15 protein-coding genes are annotated in these 23692 nt (G+C 66.6%); 8 read left to right on the top strand and 7 right to left on the bottom strand.

Going from position 1 to position 23692, the window contains the following annotated elements:
* Position 1: 1 nt before the first annotated feature.
* The 4 genes from dapE to dapC form a co-directional block, all read right to left on the bottom strand.
* On the bottom strand, positions 2–1174 hold the full coding sequence (gene dapE / locus AC0GNO_RS17850; protein ID WP_472904917.1) for a succinyl-diaminopimelate desuccinylase: 1173 nt from the start codon (positions 1172–1174) through the stop codon (positions 2–4).
* On the bottom strand, positions 1174–2334 hold the full coding sequence (locus AC0GNO_RS17845) for a PilT/PilU family type 4a pilus ATPase (RefSeq protein ID WP_472904916.1): 1161 nt from the start codon (positions 2332–2334) through the stop codon (positions 1174–1176). The genes dapE and AC0GNO_RS17845 overlap by 1 nt, the downstream gene beginning before the upstream one ends.
* A gap of 131 nt (positions 2335–2465) precedes the next feature.
* Complete coding sequence (gene dapD / locus AC0GNO_RS17840) at positions 2466–3290, bottom strand: 2,3,4,5-tetrahydropyridine-2,6-dicarboxylate N-succinyltransferase (RefSeq protein WP_472904915.1); 825 nt, start codon at positions 3288–3290, stop codon at positions 2466–2468.
* A 45-nt stretch (positions 3291–3335) separates the two neighbouring features.
* Positions 3336–4559, bottom strand: a complete 1224-nt coding sequence (gene dapC / locus AC0GNO_RS17835; protein ID WP_472904914.1) for a succinyldiaminopimelate transaminase — start codon at positions 4557–4559, stop codon at positions 3336–3338.
* 149 nt (positions 4560–4708) lie between these two features.
* On the opposite strand from dapC, the gene smc reads away from it, so the two are divergent.
* The 3 genes from smc (at position 4709) to ligA (ending at position 11595) form a co-directional block, all read left to right on the top strand.
* Positions 4709–8230, top strand: a complete 3522-nt coding sequence (smc, locus tag AC0GNO_RS17830) for a chromosome segregation protein SMC (protein ID WP_472904913.1) — start codon at positions 4709–4711, stop codon at positions 8228–8230.
* Positions 8231–8255: 25 nt separating this feature from the next.
* On the top strand, positions 8256–9416 hold the full coding sequence (locus tag AC0GNO_RS17825) for a cell division protein ZipA C-terminal FtsZ-binding domain-containing protein (RefSeq protein WP_472904912.1): 1161 nt from the start codon (positions 8256–8258) through the stop codon (positions 9414–9416).
* Between the two features lie 100 nt (positions 9417–9516).
* Positions 9517–11595: an NAD-dependent DNA ligase LigA gene (gene ligA, locus AC0GNO_RS17820; protein ID WP_472904911.1), complete on the top strand. Its 2079-nt coding sequence runs from the start codon at positions 9517–9519 to the stop codon at positions 11593–11595.
* Positions 11596–11686: 91 nt separating this feature from the next.
* On the opposite strand, the gene AC0GNO_RS17815 is transcribed toward ligA, so the two are convergent.
* Positions 11687–12079 (bottom strand): hypothetical protein, encoded by a 393-nt coding sequence (locus AC0GNO_RS17815; protein WP_472887961.1) that lies wholly within the window; start codon positions 12077–12079, stop codon positions 11687–11689.
* A gap of 197 nt (positions 12080–12276) precedes the next feature.
* Here AC0GNO_RS17815 and AC0GNO_RS17810 point away from each other — a divergent pair, with 197 nt between their 5' ends.
* A complete protein-coding gene (locus AC0GNO_RS17810; protein ID WP_472887960.1) occupies positions 12277–13395 on the top strand; it encodes a 2OG-Fe(II) oxygenase in 1119 nt (372 codons plus the stop codon).
* Entirely contained in the window at positions 13392–13931 is a 540-nt protein-coding gene (gene def / locus AC0GNO_RS17805) for a peptide deformylase (RefSeq protein WP_472904910.1), read from the top strand. The genes AC0GNO_RS17810 and def overlap by 4 nt, the downstream gene beginning before the upstream one ends.
* 11 nt (positions 13932–13942) lie before the next feature.
* Here the strand turns inward: def and AC0GNO_RS17800 are convergent, their stop codons facing one another.
* Both AC0GNO_RS17800 and map read right to left on the bottom strand, forming a co-directional pair.
* Complete coding sequence (locus AC0GNO_RS17800) at positions 13943–16642, bottom strand: [protein-PII] uridylyltransferase (RefSeq protein WP_472904909.1); 2700 nt, start codon at positions 16640–16642, stop codon at positions 13943–13945.
* A 27-nt stretch (positions 16643–16669) separates the two neighbouring features.
* Entirely contained in the window at positions 16670–17500 is an 831-nt protein-coding gene (gene map, locus AC0GNO_RS17795; RefSeq protein ID WP_472904908.1) for a type I methionyl aminopeptidase, read from the bottom strand.
* Positions 17501–17617: 117 nt separating this feature from the next.
* Between map and AC0GNO_RS17790 the strand changes: the two genes are divergently transcribed.
* The 3 genes from AC0GNO_RS17790 to AC0GNO_RS17780 all read left to right on the top strand — a co-directional run bounded on the left by AC0GNO_RS17790 (position 17618) and on the right by AC0GNO_RS17780 (position 23596).
* Complete coding sequence (locus tag AC0GNO_RS17790; protein WP_472904907.1) at positions 17618–18268, top strand: hypothetical protein; 651 nt, start codon at positions 17618–17620, stop codon at positions 18266–18268.
* A gap of 217 nt (positions 18269–18485) precedes the next feature.
* On the top strand, positions 18486–22568 hold the full coding sequence (gene purL, locus AC0GNO_RS17785) for a phosphoribosylformylglycinamidine synthase (protein ID WP_472904906.1): 4083 nt from the start codon (positions 18486–18488) through the stop codon (positions 22566–22568).
* Positions 22569–22621: 53 nt separating this feature from the next.
* Positions 22622–23596, top strand: a complete 975-nt coding sequence (locus AC0GNO_RS17780) for a DUF808 domain-containing protein (protein WP_472904905.1) — start codon at positions 22622–22624, stop codon at positions 23594–23596.
* The last annotated feature ends 96 nt before the right edge of the window (positions 23597–23692 follow it).

Here is a 23692-nt window from a genome sequence, read left to right as displayed (position 1 = left end):
TTCAGCGCGCGCAGGCCTGCTGTTGGGCGAGGTTGTGAAGCACGCGGCGGTAGATGTTCTTCAGGGGCTCGATGTCGGCCACGGCCACGTGTTCGTCGATCTTGTGGATGGTGGCGTTGGGCGGGCCGAGTTCGATCACCTGGGGGCAGATCTGGGCGATGAAACGGCCGTCGCTGGTGCCGCCGGTGGTGGACAGCTGGGTCTCGATGCCGGTCTCGGCCTGGATGGCCGAGCGCACCGCGTCCACCAGCGTGCCGGGCGGGGTCAGAAAAGGTCGCCCGCCGATGGTCCAGGCGAGGTCGTGGTCGGCGCCCGTCTGCAGGCCGTGGCGCTGCAGGATGTCGACCACGCGCTGCTGCAGGCCTTCGGGTGTGGACTCGGTGGAGAAGCGGAAGTTGAAATCGATCACCACCGTGCCGGGGATCACGTTGCTCGCGCCCGTGCCGCCGTGGATGTTGCTCACCTGCCAGCTGGTGGGCGGGAAGTAGGCGTTGCCCATGTCCCAGACCGTCGCGGCGAGTTCGGCCAGGGCCGGGGCGACCATGTGGATCGGGTTCTTCGCCAGTTGCGGGTAGGCGATATGGCCCTGAATGCCCTTGACCGTGAGCTTGCCGCTCATGGTGCCGCGGCGGCCATTCTTGATCATGTCGCCCGTGCGCTCGACGGAGGTGGGCTCGCCGACGATGCACCAGTCCAGGCGTTCGCTGCGTTGGCGCAGCTTGTCGCAGACGATCACCGTGCCGTCGTTGGCCGGGCCTTCTTCGTCGCTGGTCAGCAGGAAGGCGATGTCGATGGGCGGCTGGGGGTTGGAAGCCACGAATTCTTCGCAGGCCACCACCATGGCGGCGAGCGAGGTTTTCATGTCGCTGGCGCCGCGGCCATAAAGCTTGCCGTCGCGGTGCGAAGGCACGAAGGGATCGCTGCCCCAGGCGTCCAGCGGACCGGTGGGCACCACGTCGGTGTGGCCCGCCCAGACCAGGGTGGGCTGCTGGCCCGTGCCCAGGCGGGCCCAGAGGTTGGTCACGCGGAAATCGGCCGGGCCGCTTTCGATGGTTTCACAGACAAAACCCAGCGCTCGCAGGCGGTCGGCGATCAGGGCTTGACAGCCCTCGTCCAGCGGCGTGACCGAGGGGCGTGCGATCAGTTCTTCGGTCAGGCGCAGGGTGGCGGTCATCAGAATTTGACGTCGAGCGAGAACTCGGTGAAGGTGGCGTTGTCGCTCTGGTCCTCATCGGACGGCTTGGCGTCCAGGTTGGACTTGGAAGCGTTGAAGTCGTTCTGCAGGCGCCACAACAGGTTGTTGGGCGAGTCGGCGTGGGCCAGACCCTCGTTGCGCGAGACGATGCCGTCGCGCACCAGTCGGGCCAGGTCCTGCTCGAAGCTCTGCGAGCCCACGGCCAGTGACTTTTCCATGGCCTCGCGCACGCCGGAGAAATCGGCCTTCTGGATCAGGTCGGCGATCAGGGCGGTGTTGAGCATCACCTCCACGGCGGGCACACGGCCGCCCGTGTGGGTGCGCAGCAGGCGCTGCGAGACGATGGCGCGCAGCGCGGCGGCCAGGTCGCCGAGCATGGTGGGACGCACTTCGACCGGGTAGAAGCTCAGGATGCGGTTGAGTGCCTGGTAGCTGTTGTTGGCGTGCAGCGTGGCGAGACACAGGTGTCCCGACTGCGCGTAGGCGATGGCGGCCGACATGGTTTCGCGGTCGCGGATCTCGCCGATCAGGATCACGTCGGGCGCCTGGCGCAGCGCGTTCTTCAGGCCGACTTGCAGCGAAGCGGTGTCGGGGCCGATTTCACGCTGGTTGACGACCGACTTCTTGTTGCGGTAGACGTATTCGATCGGGTCCTCGATGGTGAGGATGTGGCCGGTATTCAGTTCGTTGCGCAGGTCGATCATGGCCGCCAGCGTGGTGGTCTTGCCAGCGCCCGTGGCACCGACCATCAACACCAGTCCCCGCTTCTCCATCACCAGATCCGACAGCACGGGCGGCACGTTCAGGGAGTCCAGCGAGGGCACATCGCCCGGGACGAAGCGCATGACCACAGCGTAGGTGCTGCGCTGGCGCATCGCACTGACGCGGAAATTGCCCACACCCTCCAGCGGCACGGCCATGTTGAGCTCACCGGTTTCCCGCAGTTCCTCGATGCGCGTGGGCGGCACGATTTCGGACAGCAGGTTCAGCGGCGCCTCCGGCGGCATCACCTGGCTGTTGATCGGCAGCGTCTGCCCGTTGATCTTGATCATGGCCGGCGCGTGCGCCGACAGGTACACGTCCGAAGCCTTCTTTTCGGCCATCAGGCGCAGGATGCGCTCCATCGTTCCGCTGCTCATGCCAGACCTTTCAAGAACTCAAAAAAAATCTCATCGGCGACCGTGCTTTGAGGCCAGAACACCGCGGAACCGGCTTTGCCGGGCCGCAGGTGTTGTCCCCCGGGGGGGACGCGAAGCGGCGCAGGGGGGACTCAATCCCTCAACAAGTCGTTCAGGCTGGTCTTCGATCGCGTCTGCGCGTCCACGCGCTTGACGATGATGGCCGCGTACAGGCTGTATTTGCCGCCGTCCTTGGGCAGGCTGCCGCTGATCACCACCGAGCCAGACGGCACGCGACCGTAACTCACGGTATCGGTCGTCCGGTCGTAGATCGGGGTGCTCTGGCCGATGTAGACGCCCATGGAGATCACCGAGTTTTCTTCGATCACCACGCCTTCGACCACTTCGGAGCGCGCGCCGATGAAGCAGTTGTCTTCGATGATGGTGGGGCCGGCCTGCAGCGGCTCCAGCACGCCGCCGATGCCGACGCCGCCGGACAGGTGCACGTTCTTGCCGATCTGGGCGCAGGAGCCGACGGTGGCCCATGTGTCGACCATGGTGTTTTCATCGACGTAGGCGCCGATGTTCACGTAGCTGGGCATCAGGATCGCGCCCCTGGCGATGAAGCTGCCGCGGCGGGCCACGGCCGGCGGCACCACGCGCACGCCGGTGGCCTTCATCTCGGCTTCGCTCAGGTGGGCGAACTTGGTGGGCACCTTGTCGTAAAAGGCCAGGTCGCCACTGCCCATCATCTCGTTGTCCTTCAGGCGGAACGACAGCAGCACGGCTTTCTTGATCCACTGGTGCACCGTCCACTGGCCCACGCCTTCACGGGTGGCCACGCGCAGCTTGCCGGTGTTGAGTTCGCTGATCACGTGTTCCACGGCGTCCAGCACTTCTTTGGGTGCGGTGGCGGGGGACAGGTCGGCGCGCTGGTCCCAGGCGTTGTCGATCAGGGTTTGCAGTTGTTGGGTCATGTTGTCTCGAACGGTCAGAAAGAGTTGGATGGAACGGAAAGGGTCTCAGGCGCGCGGCGAGAGGAACTCGACGATGCGGCCGGCGGCTTCCAGGCATTCGGCGGGTTCGGCCACCAGGGCCATGCGCACCCGGCCGCGGCCCGGATTGACACCCTGTGCCTCGCGAGCCAGGTAGCTGCCGGGCAGAACCGTCACATTGTATTGAGCCAGCAGCTCGCGGGCGAACGCTTCGTCGGCGCTCAGGCCCGGAATCCGGTGATTGAAGGCCGCCGGCACGCCGGCCCAGAGGTAGAAGGCCGCGTCAGGCAGCGCCACCTCCATCACCGAGGCCAGCAGCGGCGTGACCTGGGCAAACTTCTCGCGGTACTGGCGGCGGTTGTCGATCACATGGTCTTCATCGCCCCAGGCGGCCACGCTGGCGGCCTGCACCGCCGGGCTCATGGCGCCACCGTGGTAGGTGCGGTAGAGCAGGAAGGCCTTGATCAGCGCCGCATCCCCGGCCACAAAACCGCTGCGCAGTCCTGGCACATTGCTGCGCTTGGACAGGCTGGTGAACATCATCAGGTTCCTGAAGTCGGTGCGTCCGAGCTTCACCGCCGCTTCCAGCCCGCCCAGCGGCGGTTCGTCGCGGAAGTAGATTTCGGAGTAGCACTCGTCGGAGGCGATCACAAAGCCGTGGCGGTCGCTGAGTTCGAACAGATTTTTCCATTCGTCCAGCGGCATCACGGCGCCGGTTGGGTTGCCGGGCGAGCAGACAAAGATCAGCTGCGTGCGGGCCCAGACGTCTTCCGGCACGCTGTCCCAGTCCACCGCGAAGTTGCGCGACGGCACGCTGGGCACGTAGTACGGCTGGGCGCCACCGAGCAGGGCCGCGCCTTCGTAGATCTGATAGAACGGATTGGGAAACACCAGCGTGGCGCCAGGCTGTGTCGGGTCCAGCACCGTCTGGGCGAAGGCAAACAGCGCCTCGCGCGAGCCGTTCACCGGCAGCACCTGGTTGGCGGGGCTCACGGTGACGCCGTAGCGCCGCTGCAGCCAGGCCGCACAGGCTTCGCGCAACGCGGGCTCGCCGGCGGTGGCGGGGTAGCCGGTGAGGCCGGTGTCGAGTGCGGCGGCCAGCGCGTCCTTGAGCAACTGGGGCGTGGCGTGTTTGGGTTCACCGATGCCCAGGCTGATCGGGCGGTAGGCCGGGTTGGGTGTGACGCCCGCAAACAGCTGGCGCAGCCGCTCGAACGGGTAGGGCTGCAGGAGGGACAACTTGGGATTCATGGCGCCGATTATCCCAAGGCCGCTTCAGGCCCCCTCGGGGCGGGCTCAAGGCCAGGCGGACACGGTATCATGCGGCTTGCGGTCCGGCCCCGCTCGGGGGAGGATTATCGTTACAAATCAAACAGTTAGCTTCCCGCGACCGAATTCCCGTGCGCCTCAATTCGATCAAGTTATCGGGCTTCAAGTCCTTCGCCGAGCCGACCAACTTCATGCTGCCCGGGCAACTGGTGGGCGTGGTGGGGCCCAACGGCTGCGGCAAGTCCAACATCATGGACGCGGTGCGCTGGGTGCTGGGCGAGAGCAAGGCGTCCGAGCTGCGTGGCGAGTCCATGCAGGACGTGATCTTCAACGGCACCAACAACCGCAAGCCGGCCAGCCGCTCCAGCGTCGAGCTGGTGTTTGACAACGCCGACCACCGCGCCGGCGGCCAGTGGGGCCAGTTCCTGGAAATCGCCGTCAAGCGCGTGCTCACGCGCGACGGCACCAGCAGCTACTACATCAACAACCAGCCGGTGCGCCGCCGCGACGTGCAGGACGTGTTCCTCGGCACCGGCCTCGGCCCGCGCGCCTACGCCATCATCGGCCAGGGCACCATCAGCCGCATCATCGAGAGCAAGCCCGAAGAGTTGCGCCTGTTCCTCGAAGAAGCCGCCGGGGTCTCCAAATACAAGGAACGCCGCCGCGAGACGGCCAACCGCCTGAGCGATACGCGCGAAAACCTCACACGGGTCGAAGACATCCTGCGCGAACTCAACGCCAACCTCGACAAGCTGGAGAAGCAGGCCGAGGTCGCTGCGCGCTACAACACCCTGCAGGCCGGCGCCACGCTCAAGCAGCACCAGCTCTGGTTTTTGAAGCGCAGCGAGGCCGAGGCCGACCAGATCAAGGTCAAGACCGACGCCGCCCAGGCGCTGAACGACCTGGAGTCGCGCACCGCCGACCTGCGCCGGGTCGAGTCCGAGCTGGAAACCATCCGCCAGGCGCACTACGCCGCGGGCGACCAGGTCAACCAGGCGCAGGGCAAGCTGTACGAAGCCAGCGCCGAGGTGGGCAAGCTGGAAGCCGAGATCCGCTTCGTGATCGAAGGCCGCACCCGTGTCGAACAGCGGCTGGTGCAGTTGAAGGAACAGATGGCCTCGTGGACCACGCGCAGCCAGGACGCCGGTGTGGAGCTGGAGCAGCTGGCCGAAGCCATGGTCGAGGCTGAAGAAAAGTCGGTGGTGCTCGCCGCCCAAGGCGAAGAGCAGGGTGTGGCCCTGCCCGCGCTGGAAGACGGCCTGCGCCAGGCGCAGAACCGGGCGAACGAACAGCGTGGCAGCGTGACCCAGGTGCAGCAGCAGATCCAGGTGCTGGCCGCCGAGCAGCGCAACATTGAAGAGCAGAGCCGTCAGCTCAACCAGCGACGCGAACGCCTGGCCGCCGACCGCAACGCCCTGGCCGCGCCCGACGAGGCCCGCCTGCTGGACGCGCAGAGCCAGCTGGTGGTGGCGCAGGAAGCCGCCGACGTGGCCGACGCTGTGCTGCACGAGTTGCAGGACAGCGTGCCCCAGCTCGACGAGCAGCGCCGCGCCGCCCAGCAGGCGGTGAACCAGGAATCGGCGAAACAGGCCGACCTGTCGGCCCGCATGGAAGCGCTCAAGGCGCTGCAGGAGAAGGTCAAGACCGACGGCAAGCTGCAACCCTGGCTGGCCAAGCACGGACTCGACGGCCTGCAGGGCCTGTGGAGCCGCATCCACATCGAAACCGGCTGGGAAAACGCGCTCGAAGCCGCGCTGCGTGAGCGCCTGGGTGCGCTCGAAGTGTCGCGGCTGGAGATGGTGCGCTCGTTCGGCAACGATGCCCCTCCCGCGAAGCTCGCGTTTTACAGCCCGTCCGCCGTGGCGTCGGGCAGCGCCAGCCACAGCGGGCTCAAACCGCTGGCCGACTGGCTGCGCCTGAACGACGCCGGGCAGAAGGCCCTGCTGGGTGACTGGTTGCAGGGTTGCCTGACGGCGGCCAGCCTGGACGAAGCGATGGCGCAGCGCGCCCAGCTGCAGGCCGGCGAAGTGATCTACGTGCCCAGCGGCCACGCGGTCAGCGCGCACAGCGTGAGCTTTTACGCGCCCGACAGCGAGCAGGCCGGCCTGCTGGCGCGCGCGCAGGAAATTGAACACCTTGAGAAGGAGCTGCGGGCCCAGGCACTGATCGCCGAGCAGGCCCGGACCGCGCTGGTGCGCGCGGAAGCGGCCTACAGCGACGCCTCGCAGCGGCTCGTGAGCGCGCGCCGCGAAGGCGCCGAAACGCGTGGCAAGGCCCACGAGCTGCAGGTCGAGGCCCTGCGCCTGACGCAGCTGGCCGAACAGACCCGCGCGCGCAGCGAGCAGATCGCTTCCGATCTGGCCGAGGTGGATGCCCAGCTGGAAGATCTGCAGGAGCGCCGTGTGACGGCCGAGGCCCGCTTCGACGAGCTGGACATGATGCTCGCCGACTGCCAGGAGCGCCACGCCCAGTTCGACGACAAGGTGATCGATGCCGAGCGCGCTTTGAATGCGGCACGCGAGCAGCAGCGCTCGCTGGAGCGCAGCGCGCAGGAGGCCACCTTCGCCCTGCGCAGCCTGCAGGCGCGCCAGGGTGAGCTGCAGCGCTCACTGGAAACCGCGGCCTCGCAGGAAAAGTCGCTCGCCGACGAAGAGCAGCGGGCCGCCGAAGAGCTGGCCCGCCTGAGCGACGCCGCGGCCCAGGCCGGGCTGCAGAACGTGCTGGCCGTCAAGCTCGAACGCGAGCAGACCCTGGGCGCCCTGCGCAGCCAGTACGACGACCTCACGATGAAGCTGCGCGCCAGCGACGAACACCGCCTGAAGCTGGAGCGCGAGCTCGACCCGCTGCGCCAGCGCATCACCGATTTCCAGCTCAAGGAACAGGCCGCGCGCCTGGGGGTGGAGCAGTACAGCCAGCAGCTCGAAGAGGCCCAGGCCGACCTGGCCGCCGTGGCGCAGAGCATCTCGGAGGGCAATGTGCGGCTCACGGGTCTGCAGGGCGAGATCGACCGCATGCACCGCGAGATCCAGGCGCTGGGTGCGGTCAACCTCGCGGCACTGGACGAACTCACCGCGGCGCGCGAGCGCAAGACCTTTCTCGACGCGCAGTCGGCCGACCTGGTCGAAGCCATGACCACGCTGGAAGACGCGATCAAGAAGATCGACGCCGAAACGCGCGACCTGCTGGGCAGCACCTTCAACACCGTCAACGAACACTTTGGCCGCATGTTCCCCGAGCTGTTCGGTGGCGGCAATGCCCGTCTGGTGATGACTGGCGAGGAAATCCTGGACGCGGGCGTGCAGGTGCTGGCGCAGCCGCCAGGCAAGAAAAACCAGACCATCCACCTGCTTTCGGGCGGCGAAAAAGCGCTCACCGCCATCGCCCTCGTGTTCGCCATCTTCCAGCTCAACCCGGCGCCGTTCTGCCTGCTCGACGAGGTGGACGCTCCGCTGGACGACGCCAACACCGAGCGCTATTCGCGCCTGGTGACCAGCATGAGCAAGCAGGGCACCCAGTTCCTGTTCATCAGCCACAACAAGATCGCCATGGAAATGGCCGAGCAGCTGATCGGCGTGACCATGCAGGAGCAGGGTGTTTCGCGTATCGTCGCGGTGGACATGGAGTCCGCTGCCGGCATGCTGGAATCCGTCTGATCACGCCACCCACCGCTGAACACACATGAGCACTCTGCAAATCAGTCTGGCCATCATCGGAGGGCTCGTGCTGGCCGGCGTCGTGGCCTACAACGCCTGGGTCACGAGCAAGAGCGCCCCGCGAACCGCCCGCGAACGCCCCGGGCAAGACGGTGCGGGCGAACCCCACAGCTTTGAAAGCCCGCTGACCGGCCCGGTGACCGAGCCGGACCACGATGGGGTATCCGAACGCATCGAACCCGTGATGGGCCATGCGTTCGAGGCCGCGAGCGAGCCTGAACCGCAGGTGGCGGGGGATGGCGAAGCGCGCGCTCCGGTGGTGGTGCCTGTCACGCTCAACAACGTCGTCAATCCACCCGAGAAGCGGCCCGGGCTGGACGCCCTGATCGACGTCATCACGCCGCTGGCGATTGAAGGTCCGGTGTCGGGCGATGCCTTGCTGGCTGCGTTGCCTGGCACGCGTCGGGTCGGCAGCAAGCCGTTTGCCGTCGAAGGCCTGAACGAGATCAGCGGTGAATGGGAAGGGCCCCGGCCCGGGCAGCGTTACCACGCGCTGCAGGCCGGCGTGCAGCTGGCGAACCGTGCCGGCGCGCTCAACGATATCGAGTTCTCCGAGTTCGTCGTCAAGGCCCAGGCCTTTGCCGATGCGGTGGGCGCCGCACCCGATTTCCCCGACATGAGGGCCGAGGTGGCCCGTGCCCGCGAACTGGACGCCTTTGCCAGCGGCCACGATGCCCAGCTGGGCTTCACGCTGCGCGCCCGTCGCAGCGCCTGGAGTCCCGGATATGTGGCCCAGAATGCGGCGCGGCACGGATTCGTTGCGGGCGTGTTGCCCGGGCGCATGGTGCTGCCCGCCAGCGCGGCGGGACAAGCGCCCATCCTGAGCCTGGCGTTTGATTCGCAGGCCGCCATGGCCGAAGACCCGGAACAAAGTGCGTTGCGCGAGGTGGCGCTGTCGCTCGAAGTCACCCACGTGCCGCGCAGCGAACAACCGTTTCTGCGCATGCGCCAGGCCGCCGCTGCGCTGGCCGAGGCCATGGAAGGCGTGATCACCGACGACGCCGGACAGCCGCTGTCAACCGACACGATGGACGGCATCGGCGCCGACCTGGAAAGCCTGTACGACGCGCTGGACAGCCATGATCTGTCGGCGGGTTCGCCGCAGGCGAGGCGGCTGTTCAGTTGACCCCCCCGCCACGCTTCGCGTGACCCCCCAGGGGGCGATGCAGGCGGCCCGGCAAAGCCGGTTCCGCGGCATCCTGGGTTGAACTCACTTCTCTCGCTGCATGAGCACTTCTGATCTTTTTTCCGCTGAACCATCGCCGGCCGAACGCGCGGCCGAGTTGCGCGAGCAACTGAACCACCACGCCCACCTGTACTACACGCTGGACGCGCCGGAGATTCCGGACGCCGAATACGACCGGCTGTTCCGTGAGCTGCAGGCGCTGGAGGCCGCGCACCCCGAACTGTTGATGCCGGATTCGCCGACCCAGCGTGTTGGTGGTCGGGTGCTGGATGCCTTCACGCCGGTGCGCCACGCCGTGCCCATGCTCTCGATCAACACCGAGACCGACACCGAACCCAGCGGCGCGCGCAATTTCGACACCCGCGTGCGCCGCGCGCTGGGGCTGACCGAAGCCGACCCGCCAGTGGACTACGTGGCCGAACTCAAGTTCGACGGTCTGGCCATGAGCCTGCGCTATGAAAACGGCGTGCTGGTGCAGGCCGCCACGCGCGGCGACGGGGAGGTGGGTGAGGAGGTGACGAACAACATCCGCACCATCGGCCAGGTTCCTTTGCGCTTGCCAGCGGGCGCTCCTGCGGTGCTGGAGGTGCGGGGGGAGGTCTACATGCGCCGCGATCATTTCGATGCACTCAATCAGAAGCAACGCGCGAAGATCGCCGCCGGTGCCAAGGGCGAAAAGACCTTTGTCAACCCGCGCAACGCCGCGGCCGGCGCGGTGCGCCAGCTCGATTCGGGCATTGCCGCCCAGCGCCCGCTGAGCTTCTTCGCCTACGGCCTGGGCGAGATCACGCCGCCGGAGCATGGCGGCCCGGCGTTCGAGACCCACTTCGAACTGCTCATGCAACTCAAGGCCTGGGGTTTTCCGGTGGCCGAGCAGACCACGGTGGCCACGGGGGCCGACGAGCTGGTCGCGTTCCACCAGCGCATCGGCGCCAGCCGCGACCAGCTGCCTTACGACATCGACGGCGTGGTCTACAAGGTCAACGCGCTCGGGCTGCAGCGGCAGCTCGGTTTCGTCACCCGCGAACCACGCTGGGCGGTGGCGCACAAATACCCGGCGCAGGAACAGCTCACCACCGTGCTCGCCATCGACGTGCAGGTGGGACGCACCGGCAAGCTCACGCCCGTGGCCAAGCTCGCGCCGGTGTTCGTGGGCAACGTGACCGTGACCAACGCCACCTTGCACAACGAGGACGAGGCGCGCCGCAAGGACGTGCGCGTGGGTGATACGGTGATCGTGCGGCGAGCGGGCGACGTGATCCCCGAGGTGGTGGGGGTGCTGCCCGAGAAGCGGCCAGAAGGCGCCGAGGTGTTCACCATGCCGCACCAGTGCCCGGTGTGCGGGAGCGATGCCGTGCGCGAAGAGGGTGAGGTCGACTACCGCTGCACCGGTGGCCTGTTCTGCGCCGCCCAGCGCAAGGAAGCCATCCTGCATTTCGCCCACCGCCGCGCGGTCGAGGTCGAGGGCCTGGGCGACAAGCTGGTGGAACAGCTGGTGGACTCGGGCGTGGTCAAGACCCTGCCCGACCTGTACCGCCTGGGCTTCACCGCGCTGGCCAGCCTGGACCGCATGGCCGACAAGTCGGCGCAGAACATTGTGACCGCGCTGGAGAAGTCCAAGCAGACCACGCTGCCTCGCTTCCTGTTCGGCCTGGGCATCCGCCATGTGGGCGAAGCCACGGCCAAAGACCTGGCGCGCCACTTCGGCCAGATCGACCGCATCATGGACGCCACGGTGGAACAGTTGCTGGAAGTGAACGATGTCGGCCCAGTGGTGGCGCAAAGCATCCGGACCTTCTTTGACCAGCCGCACAACCGGGAAGTGGTGGAGCAGCTGCGGGCGTGTGGCGTCACCTGGGAAGAGGGCGAACCCGCGGCGCAGGCGCCCAGACCGCTGGCGGGCAAGACTTTCGTGCTCACCGGCACCTTCCCCACGCTCAGCCGCGACGCCGCCAAGGACCTGCTGGAAGCCGCGGGGGCCAAGGTGGCTGGCTCGGTGAGCAAGAAGACCGACTACGTGGTGGCGGGCGCGGAAGCCGGCAGCAAGCTGGAGAAGGCGCAGACGCTGGGCGTGACTGTGCTGGATGAAGCCGCCATGCTGGCCTTGTTGCAGGCTTGAATTCAGCGCCGGGCCGCCCCAAGCTGAATTCGCACCCCCTCGGGGGGCAGCGACCCGCGTCAGCGGCGGAGCGTGGGGGCCTGGTTTCGGTTCACTTGAACTTGTAGTGGTCCCGGTTGAGCACCGCGGCCACGGCGCTGACTTCCTCCGGGAACATGCCCAGGTTCATGGTGGTGTTGCACATCTCCACCATGCCGCGCAGTAGGCCGGCGGTGTTGATCTTGCCCATGGGCTTGTACATGGCGCTGCCGTCGCCGCCCACCTTGCTGACGTGGCAGGCCACGCACTTGTGCTCGGTGATCATCTTTTCGCCCAGCGCCAGGTCGGCGCCCTTGAAGATCTCTGCGCCCTGGGCGCGCGCCTGGCCTGCGACCAGTGCACCCAGAAGGAGAAGACCCGCGCCCAGCCCGATGAGCGGGTATCGCAACGCCCGGTGAGAGGCGGGATGGGAGGGCATGGATGGGCGGATGGGGGTGGGGTTCATGTTGACGGGTCCTCCTGTTGTGGGGCGCTTTCGTGCTGGCCGCGGGCTGCGCACGGAAGCGCCCAATTTACACCCTGTGCCCGCAGGGACCACACCCGGGAAAACCAGTGCCCTCAAGGTGGCTGCCCGCTGCGGAGTTGAGACACAATGGTCCCGCCTTCAGCCATCGGCGTTGACGACAGCCCACTGCCCACTCCATGGATCCCCGCGACAATCCTCTGGTCATCGGCGAGCCTGCGCCCTGGTTCCATGCCCGGTCCTCGACCAACCCCCGATTCAGTTTCGACTCCGCCGCTGGCCGCTTTGTTTTGCTGGGTTTTTTCGGGTCGGCCGCGGACGCCGACAGCCAGCAACTTGAACAGGCGGTGCAGGAGCACCGGGACCTGTTCGACGACGAACGACTGTCGTATTTCCGGGTCAGCCATGACCCCGAGGACGAGACCCAGTCCCGCATCACGCGCCAGATGCCGGGCTTGCGGGTGTTCTGGGACTTCGACCATGCGATCGCTGCGGGCTTCGGACTGCGTGAGAAGGACGGTACGCTGCGCAAATCGGTCTACCTGCTGGATCCGACCCTGCGTGTGGTCAGCGCCTATCGCCTGGGCGGGGACACGGCCACCAGCCTCTCCCGCTTGTTTCAGCTCTTGCCCACCCTGCCGCGTTTCGATCCACCCCATCCGGTGGGGGCATTTGCGCCGGTGCTGATCGTCCCGCGGGTGTTCAGCCCTGGCTTGTGCCGCGTCCTGCGGGCCGCCTATGACCTCCATGGTGGAGCGCCTTCCGGTTTCATGCGCGACGTGGACGGCAAGACGGTTCAGCTTCAGGACCGCCGGCACAAGGTGCGAAGTGACTGGACCATCGCGGATCCGGCCTTACGGCAGCAGTGTGTGACGTCCATCCGCCATCGCCTGGTGCCACAGATTCGCAACGCGTTTCAGTTCGAGGCTTCACACCTGGAGCGCCATCTGGTGGCGTGTTACGACGCGGCCGAGGGTGGGCATTTCCGGGCGCACCGTGATAACACCACCCTGGGCACGGCCCATCGGCGTTTTGCCGTCTCGCTGTTCCTCAACACCGGGGAATACAGCGGCGGACAGTTGCGGTTTCCGGAATACGGCAACAGCCTGTACACCGCGCCCAGCGGCGGTGCCGTGGTGTTCTCCTGCTCGATGCTGCACGAGGCCATGCCCGTGACCGCCGGCCGGCGCTACATGTACCTGCCGTTCCTGTACGACGAGGCCGCGGCGGTGGTCCGCAAGCGCCATCAGCACTACATTGAAGAAGGCCCCGATTCAGCCCGGACCTCCACAACATGACCCTTCATGCCATCCTGAAAATGGGCGACCCGAGGCTGCTGCGCGTGGCCCAGCTCGTGACCCGGTTCGACACGCCCGAGCTGCACCGCCTGGTTTCCGACATGGTCGAGACCATGGCCGCGGCGAACGGGGCGGGACTGGCCGCGCCGCAGATCGGCGTCGACCTGCAGCTCGTGATCTTCGGTACCGGCGCGGCGAACCCGCGTTATCCCGAGGCGCCCATGGAGCCGCGCACGGTCTTGCTCAACCCGGTGATCACCCCGCTGGGCGACTTGGAGGAAGAGGGCTGGGAGGGCTGTCTGTCGGTGCCCGGTCTGCGCGGCATCGTGCCGCGGTGGCAGCGCATCCGTTACCAGGGCTTTGACCTTGCAGGAAACCCCATCGACCGGGAAGCCGAGGGCTTTCATGCCCGGGTGGTGCAACACGAATGCGATCACCTGCAGGGCGTGCTGTACCCGATGCGGGTGCGCGACTTCAGCCGCTTCGGCTTCACCGAGGTGCTGTTTCCCGGCCTGGACGCGGCCGAGGACGACTGAGCGGTTCGCGCCTAACCTTCCAGCGTCTCCAGCAACTCGGTTTCGATCTCGATCTGCCGCTTGTTGACCTGCAGCTGGGAGCCGCTGATGAGGAAAGTGTCTTCCACGCGCTCGCCCAGGGTGGTGATTTTGGCGAGCTGCACGCTGATGTCGTAGCGCGCGAGCACGCGCGTGATGCAGTACAGCAGGCCGGCGCGGTCACTGGCCGAGACGCTGAGCAGCCAGCGCTGGGCTTTTTCGTCGGGCCGCAGGTCCACGCGCGGTGTGATCGGAAAGCTCTTGACGCGGCGGGACAGCCGGCCCTTGCTGGGCGCGGGCAGCGGTCCGCGCTGGTCGATGGCCAGGGCCAGGTCGTTTTCCACCATGGCGGTCAGCGCGCGGTAGTGCTCGGACAGCGTGGGCGCCACCACCTGGAAGGTGTCGAGCGCGTGGCCGGTGTGCGTGGTGTGGATCCGGGCGTCCAGGATGCTGAAGCCGGCGTTGTCGAAGTAGCCGCAGATGCGGGCAAACAGGTCGTGCTGGTCGGGTGCGTACACGAGCACCTGCAGGCCCTCGCCCTCGGTTGACAGGCGGGCGCGCACGATGCTGTTGTCCGGTTCCTGCGCTTCATGCCCGACCGCTTCAGGGCTGGCGGCTTTTGAAGCCACGGCTCGAACAGCCAGTTCGCGGGTCAACACCCGCGTGTGCCACGCAATTTCGTCGGCCTGGTGTCGCATGAAGTAGCTCACGTCCAGCGTGTCCCACAGCGCCTTGTGCGCCAGGTGGGGCAGGGCATGCAGGGCCAGCATCGACAGGGCTTCGCGCTTGCGGGCCTCGATCACGGCGTCCGGATCGGGCGCGCGGCCACCGAGCGCGCGCAGGGTGTAGCGGTACAGGTCTTCCAGCAGCTTGCCCTTCCAGGCGTTCCAGACCTTGGGGCTGGTGCCGCGGATGTCGGCGACGGTGAGCAGGTAGAGCGCGGTGAGGTAGCGCTCGTTGCCCACACGCTGGGCAAAACCGTTGATCACGTCCGGGTCGCTCAGGTCTTCCTTCTGCGCCATGCGGCTCATGGTCAGGTGCTCGGCCACGAGAAACTCGATCAGTTTGGCGTCGGCCCGTTCGATGCCGTGCTGGCGGCAGAAGCTGCGCACGTCCTTGGCGCCGAGGTCGGAGTGGTCGCCGCCGCGGCCCTTGGCGATATCGTGGAACAGCGCGGCGATGTAGAAGATCCAGGGCTTGTCCCAGCCGGCGGCCAGTTGCGAGCAGAACGGGTATTCGTGCGAGTGGTCGGCGATGAAGAAGCGGCGCACGTTGCGCAGCACCATCAGGATGTGCTGGTCCACGGTGTAGACGTGGAACAGGTCGTGCTGCATCTGGCCCACGATGTGGCGGAACACCCAGAGGTAGCGCCCGAGCACCGAGGTCTGGTTCATCAGTCGCATGGCGTGCGTGATGCCCTCGGGCTCCATCAGGATCTGCATGAAGGTGGCGCGATTGACCGGGTCGTTGCGGAACTTCGCGTTCATCACCGGACGGGCGTTGTAGAGCGCGCGCAGCGTGCGCGCCGACAGGCCCTTGATGCCCACGGTGGTCTGGTAGATGTGAAAGGTTTCCAGGATCGCGTGCGGGTGCTGCGTGTAGAGGTTGTCGCTGGCCACTTCCAGCATGCCCGCCTTGTCAAAGAAGCGCTCGTTGATCGGGCGCATGCGGTCCACGCCGACGTCGTCGCTGGCGAGGCGCTCCTCGATGTTGAGCAGCAGGATCTGGTTGAGCTGGGTGACGGCCTTGGCGGCCCAGTAGTAGCGCTTCATCAGCACTTCGCTGGCGCGTCGCGCACCGCGCACGACAGGGGCTGCGTGGGGGCCGGGGCCGCTGGGGGTGATGACGGCCGGCACCTGTGGCTTGAAGCCGAACGATTCGGCCACCGCGTTCTGCAGGTCGAAGACCAGCCGGTCTTCGCGCCGGTTGGACAACAGATGCAGGCGCGCACGGATCAGGTTGAGCAGGGCCTCGTTGGCTTTGATCTGGCGCGCTTCGAGCGGCGTGGCCAGGCCCTTTCGCGCCAGTTCGTCCCAACTGCGGCCCAGTCCCGCCGCCTTGGCCACCCATAGGATGATCTGCAGATCGCGCAGGCCACCGGGCGATTCCTTGCAGTTGGGTTCGAGCGAGTAGGGCGTGTTCTCAAACTTGTGATGGCGCTGGCGCATTTCCAGCGTCTTGGCGACGAAGAACGCCTTGGGGTCCATCGCTTCGCTGAGCTGGGTGACGAGCGTGGTGAACTGCGATTTCCCACCGCAGATCAGGCGGCATTCGAGCAGCGAGGTCTGCACTGTCACATCTTTGGAGGCCTCGGCCACGCAGTCGGCGATGGTGCGCACGCTGGAGCCGATCTCTAGGCCCACATCCCAGCAGGCACCGATGAAGCCTTCGAGTCGGTTCTTGAGCGTTTCGTCCCGGTCGGGTTCGCTGCCGTCGGGCAGCAGCACGAGCACGTCCACGTCCGAATACGGAAACAGCTCGCCGCGGCCATAGCCGCCCACCGCGATGAGCGAAAACGTGGGTCCGAAGCCCGAGCGGGTCCAGAGTTCGCGCAGCGTCTGGTCGGTCAGGCGCGACAGTTTCTGCAGGGCGCTGCGCACCCCCCGGGTGGAGGTGCCCTGCACACCCAGCCGGTTCATCAGGGTGGCTTTGTCGCTGCGGTATTGCAACCGCAGTGCGCTCAGATCGCCCATGGCGCTCTCCTGTTGGCCCGTCACGGGTCAGGCCACGGTGCTGACCGCTGGCGTGACGAACTCGGGCGGTGGCGGGCTGCCCGCCGACAGCGTGAGCACTTCGTAGCCGGTTTCCGTGACCAGGATCGTGTGTTCCCACTGGGCGGACAACGAACGGTCCTTGGTGACGATGGTCCAGCCGTCGCCCATTTCCTTGATGTCGCGTTTGCCGGCGTTGATCATGGGTTCGATGGTGAACGTCATGCCGACCTTGAGCTCTTCAAGTGTGCCGGGTTTGCCGTAGTGCAGCACCTGGGGCTCTTCGTGAAATTTCTGGCCGATGCCGTGGCCACAGAACTCGCGCACCACGGAGAATCCGTTGCCCTCGGCAAACACCTGGATCGCGTGGCCGATATCGCCCAGGCGAACGCCGGGCCTGACCATGACGATGCCTTTCCACATGGCGTCGTAGGTGATGGCGCACAGGCGCTTCGCCGCGATCGAGGCCGCGCTTTCGCCTCCCAGCATGAACATGCGGCTGGTATCACCGTGCCAGCCGTCCTTGATGACGGTCACGTCGATGTTGAGGATGTCGCCCTTCTTGAGCGCCTTCTCGTTCGGGATGCCGTGGCAGACCTGGTGGTTGATCGAGGTGCAGATGCTTTTGGGGTAGGGGATGTAGCCCGAGGGTGCGTAGTTCAGTGGCGCCGGAATGGCGCCCTGCACGTTCACGATGTAATCGTGCGCCAGCTTGTCCAGCGCCTCGGTGGTGACGCCGGGCACCACGTGCGGGGTGAGGTAGTCCAGCACTTCGGAGGCCAGTTTGCCGGCGATCCGCATGCCCGCAATGCCGGTATCGTCTTTGTAGGTGATGCTCATGGGGGGCTATTATCCCGCGGACTGCAACGCTTTGAAACGAAGGGTCAATGCACCCCTGAATCGCCGGGTGCACACCTATACTCGCGCGCAGTTCAATCCATCAAGATGAGGTTTTCGATGAAAACGGTGCACGCAGCGGGTCTGGCTCTGGTTTTGCTGTCGGGTTCGGCGATGGCCCAGGGTGTCGGTGTGTATGGCGTGGCCGGCACCGGCGGCCTTGGCGTGGGTCTCAACCTGCCGGTGGGCCCGGCTTTCGGTCTGCGTGGCGAACTGGCGCAGCTGACGACGTCCGACACCTACACCGAAGACCAGATCACCTACAAGGGTGACCTCAAACTGCGCGGCAACGGCGTGTTCGCCGACTTCCGCCCGTTTCTTGGCACCTTCCGCCTGGTTGCGGGCGCCACGTTCACCGGTTCTTCCGCTGCGTTGCAGGCCCAGACCACCGACGGCACAGTGACCATCGATGGCCAGACCTTCAGCGCCACCGGCAACTCGCTGCTGGCCACCATCAAGTACCCGAACACCATGCCTTACCTGGGCGTTGGCTGGGGCCATGGCCGCTTCAACGAGCCCGGCTGGACCTTCGGTCTGGACCTGGGTGTCTCGATCGGCAAACCGAAAGTCACCCTGACCGGCTCCGGTGGCCTGATGGCGCAGCCTGGAGCCTCTGCCGCCATCGCGGCCGAAGAGCGCAAGGTGCAGGACGACCTGGACAGCGCGAAGGTGTTGCCGGTGATCAAGGTGAGCTTCGGCTACAACTTTTAACCCCCCTGCGCCGCTGCGCGGCTTCCCCCCGAGGGGGACCACGCCCTTGGACCGGCGGAGCCGGATCCCCGGCGTGTGCTGGTGGATGCACGCGCTCCGTCAGCAGGGGCTGGTTGCATTCCCTGTGTGGCTCGTCCCAGGGCGCCCCGGGTAAAATCCCGGGTTTCCACCCATCCCCCGGGCCACCCCGCGCCCGTCAGCCCCAAGGCCACCCACCGTGACCCTGCACCTGCGCTTTTTTGACGGCGGCAACGCCGTCAGCGACTTCAAAGTCCAGCAAATCCTGCCCCGTCTCGCGGGCATTTCCGACAAGATCACCGGCCTCTCGGCCCGCTTCGTGCACCTGGCGTCGTTTGACGCCGCGCCCGACGCCGCCACGCTGGACCGCGTGGGCCAGCTCATGGCCTATGGCGAGCCCTGCACCGAAGCCCACCTGGCGCTGGAAAAATCCGGCGCTCCGGCCCTGCTGGTGATGCCGCGCCTGGGCACCGTGTCGCCCTGGGCGTCCAAGGCCACCGACATCGCGCACAACTGCGGCCTGGCGCTGCACCGCGTCGAGCGGCTGGTCGAATTCCGCATCGGTCTGAAAAGCGGCCTGCTGGGCAAGGCCAGCCTGAGCGCCGAACAACTTCGCGCCGTGGCCGACATGCTGCACGACCGCATGACCGAGGCCGTGACCACCGAGCGCGGCCAGGCACAAGCTCTGTTCACCGAGTTGCACCCGGCACCGATGGAGCACGTGGACGTGCTGGGTGGCGGACGCGTGGCGCTGGAAAAGGCCAACGTCGAATGGGGCCTGGCACTGGCCGATGACGAAATCGACTACCTGGTCAACGCGTTCAATGGCCTGAAACGCAACCCGACCGATGTCGAGCTGATGATGTTCGCGCAGGCCAACAGCGAACACTGCCGCCACAAGATCTTCAACGCGCAGTTCACCATCGACGGCGTGGCACAGGACAAGAGCCTGTTCGGCATGATCCGCCACACGCACCAGACGGCGCCGCAGCACACCATCGTCGCGTACTCCGACAACGCCTCCATCATGGAAGGCAGCGAAGTCGAGCGTTTCGTGGCACGGGCCGGGCAGGGCGCTTCGCCGGCCTACGCCAGCCAGACTGCGACCAACCACATCCTGATGAAGGTGGAAACGCACAACCACCCGACGGCGATTTCCCCGTTCCCCGGCGCCGCCACCGGCGCGGGCGGCGAGATCCGCGACGAGGGTGCCACCGGCCGCGGCTCCAAGCCCAAGGCCGGCCTGACCGGCTTCACCGTCTCCAAACTCTGGGGTGGCCTGAGCGACCAGCCGGGCGGCAAGCCCGAGCACATCGCCAGCCCGCTGCAGATCATGACCGAGGGCCCGCTGGGCGGCGCCGCGTTCAACAACGAATTCGGCCGGCCCAACCTGCTGGGCTATTTCCGCGAATACGAGCAGGACGTGGCGGGTGTGACCCGCGGTTACCACAAGCCCATCATGATTGCGGGTGGTCTGGGCGTCATCGACTCGAAGCAGACCAAGAAGATCGATTTCCCTGCCGGTTCGCTGCTGATCCAGCTCGGTGGCCCGGGCATGAAGATCGGCATGGGCGGCGGTGCCGCCAGCTCCATGGCCAGCGGCACCAACGCCGCCTCGCTGGACTTCGACTCCGTTCAGCGCGGCAACCCCGAGATCGAGCGCCGCGCGCAAGAGGTCATCAACCACTGCTGGGCGCAGGGTGATCAGAACCCCGTGCTGTTCATCCACGACGTGGGCGCGGGCGGCCTGTCCAACGCCTTCCCCGAATTGACCAACGACGCCGGCCGGGGCGCACGCTTTGACCTGCGCGCCGTGCCGCTGGAAGAGAGCGGCCTGGCGCCCAAAGAGATCTGGTGCAACGAGAGCCAGGAGCGCTACGTGCTGGCCATCGCGCCGGAGTCGCTGGAACAGTTCAAGGCTTTCTGCGAACGCGAGCGCTGCCCATTCTCGGTCGTCGGTGTGGCCACGGAAGAGCGGCACCTGTTCGTGGGCAACGAAGACGCCGTGCGCCGCGCCGGGCCGCCCCAAGCAAGCACAGCCCCCTCGGGGGGCAGCGAACCACACGAAGTGGGGAGCGTGGGGGCCGCAGTCAACATGCCGATGGATGTTCTCTTGGGCAAGCCGCCCAAGATGCACCGCGACGTGACAACCGTCGAACGCTCGGGTCAGCCCATGGACCTGACCGGCGTGGACCTGCAGCAGGCCGTGATCGACGTGCTGAGCCACCCGACCGTCGCGTCCAAGCGCTTCCTCATCACCATCGGCGACCGCACCGTGGGCGGCCTGTCGCATCGTGACCAGATGGTGGGCCCCTGGCAGGTGCCCGTGGCCGACTGCGCCGTGACCCTGGCCGATTTCCAGGGTTTCGCGGGTGAGGCCATGAGCATGGGCGAGCGCACGCCGCTGGCGGCGATCAACGCCGCGGCCTCGGGCCGCATGGCGGTGGCCGAGGCCATCACCAACCTGCTGGCAGCACCCATTGAATTGCCGCGCGTGAAGCTCTCCGCCAACTGGATGGCCGCCTGCGGCGAACCGGGCGAAGACGCCGCGCTCTACGAGACCGTGAAGGCTGTGGGCATGGAACTGTGCCCGGCGCTGGGCATTTCCATCCCCGTGGGCAAGGACAGCCTGTCCATGCGCACGCAATGGAGCGACGGCTCGGACAAGAAAAAAGTCACCTCGCCGGTGAGCCTGATCGTCACCGGCTTCGCCACGCTGGCCGACGTGCGCGGCACCCTCACGCCGCAGCTGAACAACCAGATCGAAGACACGACGCTCGTGCTGATCGACCTCGGCAAGGGCCAGAACCGCATGGGCGGCAGCGTGCTCGGCCAGGTGCTCGGCCAGTTCGGTGACACCGTGCCCGATCTGGACGACGCCAAAGACCTGGTCAAGCTCGTCAACGCCATCAACGCCTTGCGCGCCCAGGGCCGCATCCTCGCGTACCACGACCGTTCCGACGGCGGCCTGCTGGCCACCGTGGCTGAAATGGCCTTTGCCGGCCACGTGGGCGTGGCGCTGAACGTGGACATGCTACTGCTGGAGGGCGACGGCATTTCCGACAGCCGCATGGACAGCGGCGACGCCAAGAACTGGGCCACCCAGGTGGCCGCGCGCCGCCAGGAACTCACGCTCAAGGCCCTGTTCAGCGAAGAGCTGGGCGTGGTGCTGCAGGTGGCCACCGAGCACCGCAACGAGGTGATGCAGACCCTGCGCGAGCACGGCCTGTCCAAACACAGCCACTTCATCGGCAAGACCCGACCGGCATCGTCCGGCATGGACGTGGGCAAGGGCCAGTTGCAGGTCTGGCGCGACACCAAGGCCGTGTTCAGCGCCGACCTGTTCGACCTGCACCAGGTCTGGGACAGCGTGAGCTGGAAGATCAACCAGCAGCGCGACAACCCGGCCTGCGCCGACGCCGAACATGCCGCCGCAGGCCTGGCTGCCGACCCCGGCATGCACGTGTCGCTGACGTTCGACCCGGCCGACAACGTGGCCGCGCCGTTCCTGAACCTGACGAAACCGAAGGTCGCGATCCTGCGCGAGCAGGGGGTGAACTCGCATGTGGAAATGGCCTATGCCTTCACGCAGGCCGGTTTCGAGGCCTACGACGTGCACATGACCGACCTGCAAAGCGGCCGCGCCAAGCTGGCCGACTTCCAGGGCGTGGTCGCCTGCGGTGGTTTCAGCTACGGCGACACGCTGGGCGCCGGCATCGGCTGGGCGCGCAGCATCACCTTCAACCCGTTGCTGTCCGAACAGTTCCAGGGGTTCTTCGGCCGCGCCGACACTTTCGGCCTGGGCGTGTGCAACGGCTGCCAGATGTTTGCCGAGCTGGCCGACATCATCCCCGGCGCCGAAGCCTGGCCGCGCTTCACCACCAACCAGAGCGAGCGCTTCGAGGCCCGCCTGTCCATGGTGGAAGTGCTCGAATCGCCCAGTCTGTTCCTGCAGGGCATGGCGGGCAGCCGCCTGCCGATTGCCGTGGCGCACGGCGAGGGTTACGCCAACTTCAAGCACCGCGGTAACCCCGCGCAGGCCATTGCGGCCATGCGCTTCGTGGACAACCACGGCGCGGCCACCGAGCAGTACCCGTTCAACCCGAACGGCAGCCCGGCCGGCCTGACGGCGGTGACCACGGCCGACGGCCGCTTCACGGCCATGATGCCGCACCCCGAGCGCGTGTTCCGCAACATCCAGATGAGCTGGACCAGCGGCGACCTGAGCGCCCACAGCCCGTGGATGCGCATCTGGCGCAACGCCAGAAAATTTGTCAGCTGACCGAGGACAATCCGCCGTCTGCCTTTCTCATTCCTTTCTGAAGATCGTCCACCATGGCCACCAGCCTTCTTGCGCTTCTCGACGACATCGCCACCGTGCTCGACGACGTGGCCGTCATGACCAAGGTCGCCGCCCGCCAGGGGGTGTCGGCGGCCGATGATGTCGCAGCCATGACGCAGATGGCGGCCAAGAAGACGGCGGGCGTGCTGGGCGACGACCTGGCGCTCAATGCGCAGCAGGTCACCGGCGTCAAAGCCGACCGCGAGTTGCCTGTGGTGTGGGCGGTGTGCAAAGGCTCGCTGCTCAACAAGGCCATCCTCGTGCCGGCGGCGCTGGCCATCAGTGCTTTCGTGCCCTGGCTCATCACGCCGCTGCTCATGCTCGGCGGCCTGTTTCTCTGCTTCGAAGGTGCGGAAAAGGTGTTGCACAAGCTCTTTCACAAGCCCGACGAAGTGAATGCGCAGCATGCCGAATTGGTGAAGGCCGTGAGCGACGAAAAGGTGGATCTGGTGGCGTTCGAGAAGGAAAAGATCAAGGGCGCGATCCGCACCGATTTCATCCTCTCGGCCGAAATCATCGTCATCACCTTGGGCACCGTGACGGCGGCCAGCTTTGGGCAGCGCGTGTCCGTGCTGGTGGGCATCTCCCTCCTCATGACCCTGGGTGTTTACGGCCTCGTGGCCGGCATCGTGAAGCTGGATGACGCCGGCCTGTACCTCGCGCGCCAGGCCGCCAGTTGGAAACAGGCCTTTGGCCGCGGCCTGCTGGCCTTTGCACCCTGGCTCATGAAGGCCTTGTCCGTGCTCGGCACGGCAGCCATGTTCCTGGTGGGTGGGGGCATCCTCGTGCACGGAGTCCCTGCCATTGGCCATGGCATCGAGCACTTCACCGACGGCCTGGGGTGGGCCGCCAGTCTGACGAACAGCCTGCTGGGTGGCCTGGCCGGTTTTGTGGCCGGGGCCGCTGTGGTGATGGTGTTCAATGTCTGGAGCCGCATCCGCGGCAAAGCGACCTCCGGTGCGCACTGAGATGGGGCAGCCCTTGACATGCGTCAAGGTCGCCAAACTGGTAGTCTCTAGACTGGTGCTTGCATCGTGAGTGTGCTGTCGAATTTCCGCGGCAGA

The organism is Hydrogenophaga sp. L310 (genome assembly GCF_055703065.1).
Note: the sequence above shows the minus strand (reverse complement) of the source record. Positions and strands in the feature narration are given on the sequence as shown.